Annotated in this window: 8 protein-coding genes; 5 read left to right on the top strand and 3 right to left on the bottom strand. The window is 68.1% G+C overall.

Annotation, left to right across the window (positions count from 1 at the left end):
* Positions 1-12 precede the first annotated feature (12 nt).
* Positions 13-1,125, top strand: coding sequence for a porin (locus AC1M14_RS24950; RefSeq protein ID WP_102775242.1), 1,113 nt, complete (start codon positions 13-15; stop codon positions 1,123-1,125).
* A gap of 179 nt (positions 1,126-1,304) precedes the next feature.
* Here AC1M14_RS24950 and ilvA read toward each other — a convergent pair whose 3' ends face one another.
* Positions 1,305-2,813, bottom strand: a complete 1,509-nt coding sequence (ilvA, locus tag AC1M14_RS24945; protein ID WP_102775243.1) for a threonine ammonia-lyase, biosynthetic — start codon at positions 2,811-2,813, stop codon at positions 1,305-1,307.
* 69 nt (positions 2,814-2,882) lie between these two features.
* Here ilvA and AC1M14_RS24940 point away from each other — a divergent pair, with 69 nt between their 5' ends.
* The 3 genes from AC1M14_RS24940 to AC1M14_RS24930 all read left to right on the top strand — a co-directional run bounded on the left by AC1M14_RS24940 (position 2,883) and on the right by AC1M14_RS24930 (position 9,528).
* Complete coding sequence (locus AC1M14_RS24940) at positions 2,883-3,419, top strand: YqaA family protein (protein ID WP_479730620.1); 537 nt, start codon at positions 2,883-2,885, stop codon at positions 3,417-3,419.
* Positions 3,420-3,550: 131 nt separating this feature from the next.
* Complete coding sequence (locus tag AC1M14_RS24935) at positions 3,551-7,516, top strand: DUF3683 domain-containing protein (protein WP_102775245.1); 3,966 nt, start codon at positions 3,551-3,553, stop codon at positions 7,514-7,516.
* Between the two features lie 140 nt (positions 7,517-7,656).
* The gene (locus tag AC1M14_RS24930) at positions 7,657-9,528 is read left to right on the top strand and encodes a DUF3857 domain-containing transglutaminase family protein (protein WP_479730619.1); all 1,872 of its coding nucleotides are present in this window, start codon (positions 7,657-7,659) and stop codon (positions 9,526-9,528) included.
* Between the two features lie 68 nt (positions 9,529-9,596).
* Here AC1M14_RS24930 and AC1M14_RS24925 read toward each other — a convergent pair whose 3' ends face one another.
* Together AC1M14_RS24925 and AC1M14_RS24920 are read right to left on the bottom strand one after the other, a co-directional pair.
* Positions 9,597-10,565, bottom strand: coding sequence for a Bug family tripartite tricarboxylate transporter substrate binding protein (locus AC1M14_RS24925; protein ID WP_479730618.1), 969 nt, complete (start codon positions 10,563-10,565; stop codon positions 9,597-9,599).
* Positions 10,566-10,708: 143 nt separating this feature from the next.
* Entirely contained in the window at positions 10,709-11,428 is a 720-nt protein-coding gene (locus tag AC1M14_RS24920; protein WP_102775248.1) for a YggS family pyridoxal phosphate-dependent enzyme, read from the bottom strand.
* Between the two features lie 197 nt (positions 11,429-11,625).
* On the opposite strand from AC1M14_RS24920, the gene AC1M14_RS24915 reads away from it, so the two are divergent.
* Positions 11,626-12,867: an aminotransferase-like domain-containing protein gene (locus tag AC1M14_RS24915; protein WP_102775249.1), complete on the top strand. Its 1,242-nt coding sequence runs from the start codon at positions 11,626-11,628 to the stop codon at positions 12,865-12,867.
* Positions 12,868-12,907: the final 40 nt, after the last annotated feature.

Below are 12,907 nucleotides of genomic sequence, written 5' to 3'. Positions count from 1 at the left end.
TTGGGGACTTATATGAAGAAGACGTTATTGGCCGCAACGCTGCTGGCCGGCTTTGCCGGCGCAGCGCAGGCCGCCGACTCCGTGACGCTGTACGGCTTGATCGACGCCGGCGTCGGCTACGAAAGAGTGAAGTTCGACGGCCATGCGCAAAGCCGCTTCGGCGGCGTGCAGGGCGTGAGCAGCGGCTCGCGTTTCGGCCTGCGCGGCACGGAAGACCTGGGCGACGGCCTGCGCGCCGTCTTCACGCTGGAAGGCGGCTTCGGCCCGATGAACGGCAACTCGCTGCAGAACGGCCGCCTCTGGGGCCGCCAGGCCACCGTCGGCCTGGACAGCGATAGCTGGGGCCGTCTGGAATTCGGCCGCCAGACCAACCTGGCGTCCAAGTACTTCGGTTCGATCGACCCGTTCTCGATCAGCTACAACACCGCCAACATGGGCACCACGTTCGGCAGCGCCAACACGATGCGCCTGGACAACATGGTGCTGTACCAGACCCCCAGCATGGGCGGCTTCAAGGTTGGCGTGGGCTACTCGTTCAGCGCCGATGACACGGTCACGGACAGCAAGCAGACCGGCTTCGAAAGCGGCAACAACAACCGCGTGCTGACCGCCGGCATCCAGTACGTCAACGGCCCGCTGAACCTGGCCGCCGCGTACGACCGCTTCAACCCGTCCAACGACAGCGCCGGCGGCAAGTCGTCCGCGCGCATCCAGGAATACATCGTCGGCGGTTCGTACGACTTCGAAGTCGTGAAGCTGGCCGCCGCGTTCGGCCAGACCCGCGACGGCTGGTTCGTGGGCCAGAACATGGGCACCACGCCGGACGGCATGGAGAAGCTGGGCACGTTCAAGCTGGCCGATGGCTTTCGCGCCAACTCGTACATGATCGGCGCGACCGTGCCGCTGGGCCGCCACGCCGTGTTCGGCTCGTGGCAGCGCGCGACCCCCAGCAACGACAGGCTGACCGGCGACGACGCGACCTTCAACGTCTACAGCCTGGGCTACACCTACGACCTCTCCAAGCGCACCAACCTGTACGCGTACGCCTCCTACGGCGACAACTACGCGTTCCAGCGCGATGCGACCGACACCGCCGTTGCGGTGGGCGTGCGCCACCGTTTCTGAGCGACAGTACGTCCGGCCGATACCTTGCTGAATGCGCGGCCCGTCTCCGCGGGCCGCCGAGTGACAGCGAACCCCCCCTCCCAGGTTGGGGCCGGACGTATCTGGAGCAGGAAAGGGAAGGGCCTCCGCAAGGAGGCCCTCTCGTTTTTCCGCCGCCGCGCCGAGGCGCGCGCCGGCCGCTACAGGAACAGCTTGTAGGCCGGGTTGTCGGTCTCGTTCCAGTGCGGATAGCCGAGCTCGGCCACGAAGCTGCGGAACTGCTTCTTGTCGGCCGGCGGCACCTGGATGCCGATCAGGATGCGGCCGTAGTCGGCGCCCTGGTTGCGGTAATGGAACAGGCTGATGTTCCAGTCCGGATTCATCGCGTTCAGAAAGCGCATCAGCGCGCCCGGGCGTTCCGGGAACTCGAAGCGGTACAGCAGTTCGTTGCGCGCCAGCGCCGAACGTCCGCCCACCATGTGGCGCAGGTGGGTCTTGGCCATTTCGTCATGCGTCAGGTCCAGCGTATCGAATCCGTGGCGGCGGAAATTGGCCGCGATCTTGTCCGGCTCGGCCGCCGACGACACCTGGATGCCGACGAAGACGTGCGCGCGGTCCGAATCCGAGATGCGGTAGTTGAACTCGGTGACGCTGCGCTCGCCCACCAGTTCGCAGAAGCGGCGGAAGCTGCCGCGTTGCTCGGGCATGGTGACGGCGAAGATGGCTTCGCGCATTTCGCCCACTTCGGCGCGTTCGGACACGAAGCGCAGGCGGTCGAAATTCATGTTGGCCCCGCAGGCGATGGCCACCAGGGTCTTGCCCTTCAGGTTCTGCTCGGCCGCGTATTGCTTGGCGCCGGCCACCGCCATTGCGCCAGCCGGCTCGAGCACGCTGCGCGTGTCCTGGAACACGTCCTTGATGGCTGCGCAGATCGCGTCGGTATTGACCACAACGAAGTCGTCGACGTACTGGCGCGTGAGCTTGAAGGTTTCCGCGCCCACCATCTTCACCGCCGTGCCGTCGGAAAACAGCCCCACGTCGTTCAACTGCACCCGCCGGCCCGCGCGCACGCTGCGCAGCATGGCGTCGGAGTCTTCGGTCTGCACGCCGATGATCTTGATTTCCGGGCGCAGCTGCTTGATGTAGGCCGCCACGCCCGCGATCAGGCCGCCGCCGCCGATGGCCACGAAGATGGCGTCGATCGGGCCGGGATGCTGGCGCAGGATCTCCATGCCCACCGTGCCCTGGCCGGCGATGACATCGGGATCGTCGAAGGGATGGACGAAGGTCAGCTTTTCCTTCTTTTCCAGCACCTGCGCGTGCGCGTAGGCGTCGGAGAAGCTCTCGCCGGCCAGCACCACCTCGCCGCCCAGCCGGCGCACCGCGTCGATCTTCACCTGCGGGCTGGTGGTGGGCATGACGATGACGGCCCGGCAGCCCAGCCGGCTGGCCGCCAGCGCCACGCCTTGCGCGTGGTTGCCGGCGGAAGCGGCGATCACGCCGCGGCTGCGCGCCGCCGGGCTCAGGTTGGCCATCTTGTTGTACGCCCCGCGCAGCTTGAAGCTGAACACCGCCTGGGTATCTTCGCGTTTGAGCAGAACCGTGTTCGAAATCCGCTGCGACAGCAGCGGGGCCGCCTCCAGCGGGGATTCGACCGCGACGTCGTAAACCTTGGAAGTCAGGATGCGTTTCAGGTAATCGGTGGACATGGGGCGTGCAGAGTAGGGAAGTGGGGGAGATTATTGCAGACGGCCGGGCGCGGCTACACTCGCCCCACTATGGAAGAAAGTCTGTTGTCCGCCGTTCACTGGATGCTGGGGGTGCTGGCGCTGCCCTCGGTCGGCCTGTCCGCGATCTTCACGGTTTCGCTGGTGTCGGCGACCCTGCTGCCGATGGGCTCCGAGCCCGCCGTGTTCGGCTATATCAAGCTCGCGCCCGACATGTTCTGGCCGGCCGTGCTGGTGGCCACGCTGGGCAACACCATAGGCGGGGCCATCAGCTACGCGATGGGGCTGGGCGCCGAGCGCGCCGTGCAGCGCTGGAAGGAAAAACACCCCCATCCGCACCCCGACGCCACCGAAAGCGGACGCATGCGCGGGCGCTGGAACGAGCGGGCCCACGACTGGATCCACCGCATGGGCCCGCCGGCCCTGCTGCTGTCCTGGCTGCCCGCGGTGGGCGATCCGCTGTGCGCGGTGGCGGGGTGGCTGCGGCTGCCCTTCTGGCTCTGCGTGCTCTACATGGCCATCGGCAAGTTCCTGCGCTATCTGGTCATGACGGCCAGCCTGCTGTGGTTTTTCCCGGGGCAGATCTAGCGCCGGCGTCCCGATAAATAGGGGACGCATTATTTCGGATTTTCCGCGGTTCCATGCCCGTTCCTGGGGGTATTCAGGGACAGACATGAACGATGGCATAAAATGTTTTTTTACGGGCCCCTCTTGCAGCCATGAACGCCCCACTCGCTAGCCACATCTTGAACGGGGCGATGCCGCCCGCAGCACCCGCGCGCTTGCGCGAAATCCCCTACAACTACACCTCGTTCTCCGACCGCGAGATCGTCGGCCGGTTGCTGGGCGACGATGCCTGGAGCCTGTTGACCGACCTGCGCGGCGAACGCCGCACCGGACGCTCGGCCCGCATGCTGTACGAGGTGCTGGGCGACATCTGGGTGGTGCGCCGCAATCCCTATCTGCAGGACGACCTGCTCGACAACCCCAAGCGCCGCAAGCAGCTCATCGAAGCCTTGCATCACCGCCTGGCCGAGATCGACCGCCGCCGCGAGCCCGACGTGCCTGCCGAGGCCGGCCACGACCCGCACCGCGACGAGAAGGTCGTCGGCCTGCTGGCGCGGGCCCGTTCGGCCATCGCCGCCTTCGAGGGCGAGTTCGACCAGACCGCCATGATGCGCAAGCAGGCGCAGAAGGCGCTGGGCCGCATCACCGCGCGCGACAACATCAAGTTCGACGGGCTGTCGCGGGTCTCGCACGTCACCGACGCCACCGACTGGCGCGTGGAGTATCCCTTCGTGGTGCTGACGCCGGACTCGGAAGACGAAGTCGCGGCGCTGGTCACGGCCTGTATCGAGCTGGGCCTGACCATCATCCCGCGCGGCGGCGGCACCGGCTATACCGGCGGCGCGATTCCGCTGACCTGGAAGTCGGCCGTCATCAACACCGAGAAATTCGACAAGCTGGGCCAGGTCGAGTCCTGTATCCTGCCCGGGCTCACCGAGCCCGTGGCGGTCATCCATGCCGGCGCCGGCGTGGTGACCAAGCGGGTCTCCGAGGCCGCCGAGGCGGCGGGCTTCGTCTTCGCCGTCGACCCGACCTCGGCCGAGGCCTCGTGCGTGGGCGGCAACATCGCCATGAACGCCGGCGGCAAGAAAGCCGTGCTGTGGGGCACCGCGCTGGACAACCTGGCCTGGTGGCGCATGGTCGACCCCAACGGCAACTGGCTCGAAGTCAGCCGCCTCGACCACAACATGGGCAAGATCCACGACGTGGACGTGGCCCGCTTCGAACTCAAGTGGTTCGACGGCCGCGGCAAGCCGGGCGAGCGCCTGCTCAAGACCGAGACGCTGGAGATCCAGGGCCGCGTGTTCCGCAAGGAAGGCCTGGGCAAGGACGTCACCGACAAGTTCCTGGCCGGCCTGCCGGGCATCCAGAAAGAAGGCTGCGACGGCCTGATCACGTCGGCGCGCTGGGTGCTGCACCGCATGCCGCGCCATACGCGCACGGTCTGCATGGAATTCTTCGGCCAGGCGCGCGACGCGATCCCGTCGATCGTCGAGGTCAAGGGCTACCTGGACGGCGAGGGCCGCGCGCGCGGCGCCATCCTGGCCGGTCTGGAGCACCTGGACGAACGCTACCTGCGCGCCGTGGGCTACGCCACCAAGAGCAAGCGCGGCGTGCTGCCCAAGATGGTCCTGATCGGCGACATCGTCGGCGATGACGAGGACGCGGTGGCCGCGGCGGCCAGCGAGGTCGTGCGCCTGGCCAACACCCGCCACGGCGAGGGCTTCGTGGCCGTCAGCCCCGAAGCGCGCAAGAAGTTCTGGCTGGACCGCTCGCGCACCGCCGCCATCGCGCGCCACACCAACGCCTTCAAGATCAACGAAGACGTGGTGATTCCGCTGCCGCGCATGGGCGAATACACCGATCACATCGAGCGCATCAACATCGAGCTCTCGACCCGCAACAAGCTCAAGCTGCTGGGCGCGCTGGAGGCCTATCTGCGCACGCCGCTGCCGGTGGGCAAGGCCGACGACAGCGAGACCGACATCGCGGACACCCGCGCCGAGGCGCTGGCCGAGCGCACCCGCCAGGCGCTGGAGCTGCTGGCCGGCGCACGCCGCCGCTGGCAGTGGCTGCTGGACAACCTGGACATGCCGCTGGCGCAGGCCTTGCCCGAGCTGCACGGCCTGGGCATGGGCGAACTGCAGGCCACGCTGTCGGACCGCGTGGCGGCCCAGCCCGGCGCGCGCCTGTTCGACGTGGTGCAGGACCGCAGCATCCGCGTGTCCTGGAAGGCCGAAGTGCTGGCCGGGCTGCAGCGCACCTACTCGGGCGCGGCCTACAAGAAGATCGTCGACGAGCTGATCGCCATCCACGGCCGCGTGCTCAAGAGCCGCGTGTTCGTCGCGCTGCACATGCACGCCGGCGATGGCAACGTGCACACCAACATCCCCGTCAACTCGGACGACTACGAGATGCTGCAGGAGGCCCACCAGGCCGTCGAGCGCATCATGCAGATCGCCCGCGACCTGGACGGCGTGATCTCCGGCGAGCACGGCATCGGCCTGACCAAGTACGAATTCCTGACCGACGCCGAACTGGCGCCGTTCCAGGAATACAAGCGCCGCGTGGACCCCAACGGCCACTTCAACGCCGGCAAGCTCATGCCCGGCGCCGACCTGCGCCACGCCTGGACGCCCAGCTTCAACCTGATGGGCCACGAGTCGCTCATCATGCAGCAAAGCGACATCGGCGCGATCTCGGAATCCATCAAGGACTGCCTGCGCTGCGGCAAGTGCAAGCCGGTGTGCGCCACGCACGTGCCGCGCGCCAACCTGCTTTATTCGCCGCGCAACAAGATCCTGGCGACCTCGCTGCTGGTGGAGGCCTTCCTGTACGAAGAGCAGACCCGCCGCGGCGTGAGCCTGAAGCACTGGGAAGAATTCGAGGACGTGGCCGACCACTGCACGGTCTGCCACAAGTGCTACAACCCCTGTCCGGTCGACATCGACTTCGGCGACGTATCCATGAACATGCGCGCCGTGCTGCGGCGCATGGGCCGCAAGTCCTTCAATCCCGGCACGGCCAGCGCCATGTTCTTCCTGAACGCCAAGGACCCGGCCACCATCAACGCCACCCGCAAGGCGATGGTGGGCGTGGGCTACAAGGTGCAGCGCGCCGCGCACGACCTGCTCTCGGGCCTGGTCAAGAAGCAGACGTCGGCGCCGCCGGCCACGGTCGGCAAGCCGCCGCTGCGCGAGCAGGTGGTGCACTTCGTCAACAAGAAGATGCCGGGCGGGCTGCCCAAGCAGGCCGCGCGCAAGCTGCTGGACATCGAAGACGCCAACTACGTGCCCATCATCCGCGACCCCAAGGCCACCACGGCCGACACGGAAGCGGTGTTCTACTTCCCGGGCTGCGGCTCGGAGCGCCTGTTCTCGCAGGTCGGCCTGGCCACCCAGGCCATGCTGTGGCATGCGGGCGTGCAGACCGTGCTGCCGCCGGGCTACCTGTGCTGCGGCTATCCCCAGCGCGGCAACGGCATGACCGACAAGGCCGAGCAGATCATCACCGATAACCGGGTGCTGTTCCACCGCGTCGCCAACACGCTGAACTACCTGGACATCAAGACCGTGGTGGTCAGCTGCGGCACCTGTTACGACCAGCTGGCCGGCTACGAGTTCGACAAGATCTTCCCCGGCTGCCGCCTGATCGACATCCACGAATACCTGCTGGAAAAAGGCATCAGGCTCGAAGGCGCCAAGGGCGTGCGCTACATGTACCACGACCCCTGCCACACGCCCATGAAGCTGCAGGAGCCGATGAAGACCGTGCGCGCGCTGGTGGGCGAGGGCGCGGTCAAGAGCGACCGCTGCTGCGGCGAATCCGGCACGCTGGCCGTCACCCGGCCGGACATCTCCACGCAGGTGCGCTTCCGCAAGCAGGAGGAACTGCTCAAGGGCGACGCCGCACTGCGCAGCGACGGTTTCACGGGCGACGTGAAGGTGCTGACCTCGTGCCCGTCGTGCCTGCAGGGCCTGTCGCGCTATCAGGGCGACACCGGCATGGACGCCGACTACATCGTGGTCGAGATGGCGCGCCACATCCTGGGCGAAAGCTGGATGGAGGACTACGTCCGCCGCGCCAACGCGGGCGGCATCGAGCGCGTGCTGGTGTAAGTCGGACACACGCGCCCGGCGGCATTGCGCCGGGCGCGTTCATTGACGTGGCGCAATGCGGCGCGGCCCGGCTTCATGTTGAGATTCGTTTTTAAATAAAATCGATTCTCATTATTGAGTCCGGACACCCGTATTGCGCCATGCCCGCTTCTTCCAGAACCACCATCCTCGCCGCCGCCCTGGCGGCCGCGGCCAGCCTGCCTGCCGGCGCCGCCCTGCAGCCCATGTCCGAAGCGCCGCTGGCCGGCGAGGCCGAACTCCAGTGCCGCTTCGGCGAGGACAACAGCACCGAGTGCGTCAGCACCTACCGGTACACCATTCTGACGCCGGCCGGGCGCGACGTGGTCTCGCGCATCGACCGCAGCTATCCGGAGACCGACAGCCTGGAAGTCTTGCGCGCGGAACTGATCCAGCCGGGCGAGCCGCCGGCGCCGCTGGCCGACGAACAGATCGACACCCGCATGGCGCCCAATCCGGACCAGGGCTTTCTGCGGTTCAAGCAGACCTCGCTGGCCTTTCGCAATCTGCGGGTGGGCAGCACCATCGTCTTCACGCTGCGGGAACGTTCCGCCGGCATCGCGCAGGCCACGCAATTCCATTACCGGCTCAATCTGACGCCGGCGCAGGTGCGCCAGGACCGCTTCCGGGCCGAGTTCAGCGCCGGCCGTCCGATGGTCTGGCGCGCCGAGGCCATGGACGACTATCGCATCGAGGCCTCGCCCGACGCCAGGCGCATCACCGTGGCGCTGAAAACCACGCCGTACTACCACGCCTACGTCAATGAATCCGACAACGGCTATCTGCGCCGGCCCCCGCGCCTGGAGATCGGCAGCGCCGCCGGGCTGCAGGATTATTTCGGCCCGTTCGCCGCGCGCTACAACGAGATCCTGTCGGCGCCGCTGCCGCCGGCCGCCGTCCAGGCCGTCCAGGCGCAGCGCGGCAAGACGCCGCAGCAGGCCGTGGCCGGCCTGATGCGCCACATCCACGAACGCTACCGCTACCTGGCCGACTGGCGCGGCAGCGAACGCGGGTTCATTCCGTTCACGCTGGACGAGATCGAGCGCCGCGGCTACGGCGACTGCAAAGACCTGACCGTGCTGCTGACCGCCATGCTGCGCGCGGCCGGCATCGCGGCCGAGCCCGCCCTGGTGGTGCGCGGCGCCGTGGCCCCGAGCGTGCTGCTGCCGGGCATGGCGGCGCCCAACCACTCGGTCGTGCGGGCCCGCGTGCAGGGCAAGACCTGGTGGCTGGACCCGACCAATCCGGTCTTCGTGCCCGACTTCATCATGCCCGACATCCAGCAGCGTTGGGCCTTCGTCATGGACGCCCAGGGCCGCATGCGGCGCGAGGACATTCCGCTGGAGCGGCCGATGCCCAGCTTCGCCGCCACCCGCCGCGAGCGCTTCCTCCAGGACGGGCAGGCCGAGGTCCGCGCCTCGGTGGATCTGGCCGGCATGGCGGCGGTGCAATTGAGCCTGGGCGACCGGCAAGCGGGCACGACGGCGATGGACCAGGTCCTGTGCCGCAGCTTTGCCCCCGAAAACCGCGATTGCAGCCTGCGCCGTCCGGCCAGCGGCTTCGTGATGCCGCCTGTCTATCGCATCGACGCCACGCTGGTGGACCTGCAGGCGCTGGAACGGGCCGGCGCCGGGTACGTGCGCACGCAGTCCGCGCTGGCCGAGGACTGGGAATTCTTCGCGCGCTATCGCCGCACGGGCCAGCTGGCGGACATCTATCTCGGCGCGCCGGAAGTCCTGTCCCATGACGTGACGCTGACCGGCGCCACAATCGATGCGCCGGCGCTGCGCTGCCGCGTGCGTTCGCCCTGGATCGACGTGGACCTGGAAGGCGCGCCGGCCGGGTCGGACTATCGCTACCGCTACCGCAGCCTCAGGAAGGTAGGCTGGTTCAGCCACGCCGACATCACGTCGGAGGCCTTCGGCCAGGCCATCGAACAGGGCAGGAAGTGCGTGGCGTCGCTGCGCATGACGGTCGCGCCGCCGGACCGGTGAGCGCGCCCGCGCCCAAGTAAAAAACGCGGCCGCAAGGGCCGCGTTTTCATTGCCTGCGAAAAGCCGGCTTATTCGAGCTTGATGCCCGCCTTCTTGATCACGTCCGCCCAGGCGCTGCGCTCCTGCTCGGCGTAGGCCTTGAATTCCTGGGCCGACAGCGGCATGGGGATAACGCCCATGTCCAGCATCTTCTGGGACACGGCCGGGCTCTTGAGCGTGGCGTCCAGGTCGGCCGAGAGCTTCTTGACCACGTCGGCCGGCAGGCCGTCCGGGCCCACCAGGCCTTGCCAGGCGTACGCGACGAAATTGGCCACGCCCTGCTCGGCCATGGTCGGCGTGTCGGGCAGCACCGGCAGGCGCTCCGGCGTGGCGGCCGCCAGCACGCGCAGCTTGCCGGCCTTGACGTTGGGCAGGCCGGCGGCCAGGTCGATGAACATCAGGTCCACCTGGCCGCCCAGCAGGTCCTGGATGGCCGGGGCCGCGCCCTTGTAGGGCACGTGCAGCACGTCCGCGCCGGTGCGCTGCTTGAACAGCTCCAGCGCCAGGTGGTGGGGCGAGCCCGCGCCGGCCGACGCCGCCGTCAGCTTGCCCGGTTCCTTCTTGGCGGCCGCCAGCACCTCGTCCACCGTCTTGTACGGGGAATTGACGTTCACCGCCAGCAGCAGCGGGAACTTGGCGATGCCGCCGATATAGGTGAACTTGGCCGGATCGTAGGACAGCTTGGCGTACAGCGACGAGTTGAAGGCCAGGGTGCCGGAGTCGGCGGTGCCGACCACATAGCCCGAAGGTTCGGCCTGGGCGATGGCGGTGGCGCCGATGATGGTGGCGGCGCCCGGGCGGTTCTCGACCACGATGGTCTGGCCCAGCGTCTTTTCCAGGCTGTTGGCGACGGTGCGGGCCACGACGTCGGTGCCGCCGCCGGCCGGGTAGGGCACGATCCAGCGCACGGGCTGGGTGGGCCAGGATTGGGCGCTGGCCGCGCCGGCGGCCAGGGTCAGGGCGGCGAGCGCCAGCAGGCGCTTCATGGGCTTGTGCATGGGGTGTCTCCTTGTGCGGAAGGGCTAAAGCGCGGCGGTCGCAGCCTTGGTCGCCGTCGAATTCACGCCGCTTTTTCTTGCGCCGCCATTATGCCTTGCGCTTGCGCAAACAAACCGGAAAAAAACCCCATGCCCGGCGCGGATCACTGCGGATCGGGGTAGGTCCGGGCGCCGAACACGGCCGTGCCGATGCGCACCTCGGTCGAGCCTTCCTCGATCGCCAGCTCGAAATCCCCGCTCATCCCCATCGACAGCCGGTCCAGGCCGACGCCGGGGATAGGGTCCTGGCGCAAGCGGTCGCGCAGCTCGCGCAGGGCACGGAAACAGGCCCGCACCTCGGCCGGGTCCGGCGAGTTCACGGCCAGCGTCATCAGCCCCTGCACGCGCAGGGTGGGGAAGTCGGCCGCGATCCGCCGCAGAAAGGCCGGCACGTCGGCCGGCGCCATGCCGTACTTGCTGGGCTCGGAGGACGTCTTGACCTGCACCAGCACGTCCAGGACCCGGCCCTCGTTCTGCAGGCGCCGGTGCAGGGCCTCGGCCAGTTCCACGCGGTCCAGCGACTGGACCTCGGCCGCGTCGCGCGCGGCGTCGCGCGCCTTGTTGGTCTGCAGATGGCCGATCAGCACCCATTGCAGGCCCTCGCCGGCCAGCGCGGCGGCTTTTTGCCGGATCTCCTGCGTCTTGTTTTCGCCGAAGCGCGTCAGCCCCAGCGCCATGGCCTCGCGGATGGCTTCCACGCCGAAAGTCTTGCTGACAGGCAGCAGCGTCACGCTTTCCGGCGGGCGGCCGGCGCGCGCGCAGGCCTCGGCGATGCGTTGCTGGATACGGGCCAGGCGCCCGGCCATGGTGTCTACGGCGGTCATGCAGCTCTCTTGCGGAAACGGAAACGCCTCATAGTGTAGGACCGCGCGCGAGGCTTGCGCCACGAGGCCGGCCGCGCCGTTGACCCTGCGTAATCGGCAGGCTTAGAATTTGCAGATATTTGTTTATATTTCAATCTTTTATGCCCTCCGGCGCCGCTTGCGGCACGGCCCCTCAGCCCTTTCCCCGTCCCTCCGCCATGTCCAGCGCAGCGCCCGAATACGCTTTTGCCCAGCCATTTTGCAACCCGCCGGCCTCGCCGATCCGTTCGCTGATGCCATACGCCATGCGGCCCGGCACCATTTCACTGGCGGGTGGCTATCCGGCCCAGGAACTGTTCGACATCGAGGGTCTTACCATCGCCTCGACCCAGGTCATGGCGCGCCTGGGCGCCTGCCTGCAGTATTCCAACATCGACGGGCAGGCCAGCCTGCGCCATGAACTGGCGCGCCTGTCGGCCGAACGCGGCCTGGTCTGCGACGCCGACACCGAGCTGGCCGTGACCGGCGGCTCGCAGCAGGCGCTGGCGCTGCTGAGCCGCGTCATGCTGCAACCGGGCGACCACGCCATCATCGAATCGCCCGCCTTCCCCAATTCCGTCCAGGCGCTGCGCTACACCGGCGCCACCGTGCACACCGTGCCGTCCGGACCCGAAGGCATCGACGTGGACGCGCTGGACGCGCTGGCCGCGCAGGTCAAGCCCAAGATCGTCTGCGTCGTCGCGTCGTTCTCCAATCCCTGCGGCGCCACGCTGACGCGCCAGCGCCGCCTGCGGCTGCTGGAGCTGGCGGTCAAGCACCGCTTCCTGATCGTCGAGGACGATCCCTACAGCGAACTGCGTTTCGCCGGCGAGGCGGTGCCGCCCATCGCGGCCCTGGCCGAAGGCGAGGCGCGCCACTGGGCGGTGTACCTGGCCAGCATGTCCAAGACCATGGCGCCGGCGCTGCGCATCGGCTGGCTGGTCGCGCCGGCCGAGGTCCGCCGCCGCTGCGTCGGCGCCAAGGCCGCCGACGACATGGCTTCCTCGGCCTGGATACAGGAAGTCGTGGCCCAGTACCTGGCCAACGGCCGCTATGCCGAGCACGTGCCGCGCATCCGCGCCGCCTACGGCCAGCGCTGCGACGCCATGGCCGAATCCCTGGCCCGCGAACTGGACGGCCGGATCACGTTCAGCAAGCCCGAGGGCGGCATGTTCTTCTGGGCGCGCCTGACCGGCGAGGTCGACGCCACCCGCCTGCTGCCCTACGCCATCGAACACGAAGTGGTGTACGTGCCGGGCAAGGCGTTCTATGCCGATCCCGCCCAGGCCGACCTGCACGCCATGCGCATGTCGTTCGCCACCATGAACGAAACCCAGATCGCGCAGGGCATGCAGCGGCTGGGCCGCGCGCTTCAGGCCTGCGAGGCCAACGAGCCGGTTTCGATCTCGCTGGCGGCCTGAGGGAGCGCCGGCGCATACCCAAATAAGCGCCGGTTGTTTG

The sequence above is a fragment of the Achromobacter sp. SX5 genome (genome assembly GCF_056711425.1).
The sequence above is the reverse complement of the archived record's forward strand: the minus strand, read 5'-3'. Positions and strand labels throughout refer to the sequence as shown.

What these genes read in the sequence shown, in the direction of transcription:
- AC1M14_RS24950 (WP_102775242.1), top strand. Translation starts at nt 13, where the DNA reads ATGAAGAAGACGTTATTGGCCGCAACGCTGCTGGCCGGCTTTGCCGGC.
- ilvA (WP_102775243.1), bottom strand. Translation starts at nt 2,813, where the DNA reads ATGTCCACCGATTACCTGAAACGCATCCTGACTTCCAAGGTTTACGAC.
- AC1M14_RS24940 (WP_479730620.1), top strand. Translation starts at nt 2,883, where the DNA reads ATGGAAGAAAGTCTGTTGTCCGCCGTTCACTGGATGCTGGGGGTGCTG.
- AC1M14_RS24935 (WP_102775245.1), top strand. Translation starts at nt 3,551, where the DNA reads ATGAACGCCCCACTCGCTAGCCACATCTTGAACGGGGCGATGCCGCCC.
- AC1M14_RS24930 (WP_479730619.1), top strand. Translation starts at nt 7,657, where the DNA reads ATGCCCGCTTCTTCCAGAACCACCATCCTCGCCGCCGCCCTGGCGGCC.
- AC1M14_RS24925 (WP_479730618.1), bottom strand. Translation starts at nt 10,565, where the DNA reads ATGCACAAGCCCATGAAGCGCCTGCTGGCGCTCGCCGCCCTGACCCTG.
- AC1M14_RS24920 (WP_102775248.1), bottom strand. Translation starts at nt 11,428, where the DNA reads ATGACCGCCGTAGACACCATGGCCGGGCGCCTGGCCCGTATCCAGCAA.
- AC1M14_RS24915 (WP_102775249.1), top strand. Translation starts at nt 11,626, where the DNA reads ATGTCCAGCGCAGCGCCCGAATACGCTTTTGCCCAGCCATTTTGCAAC.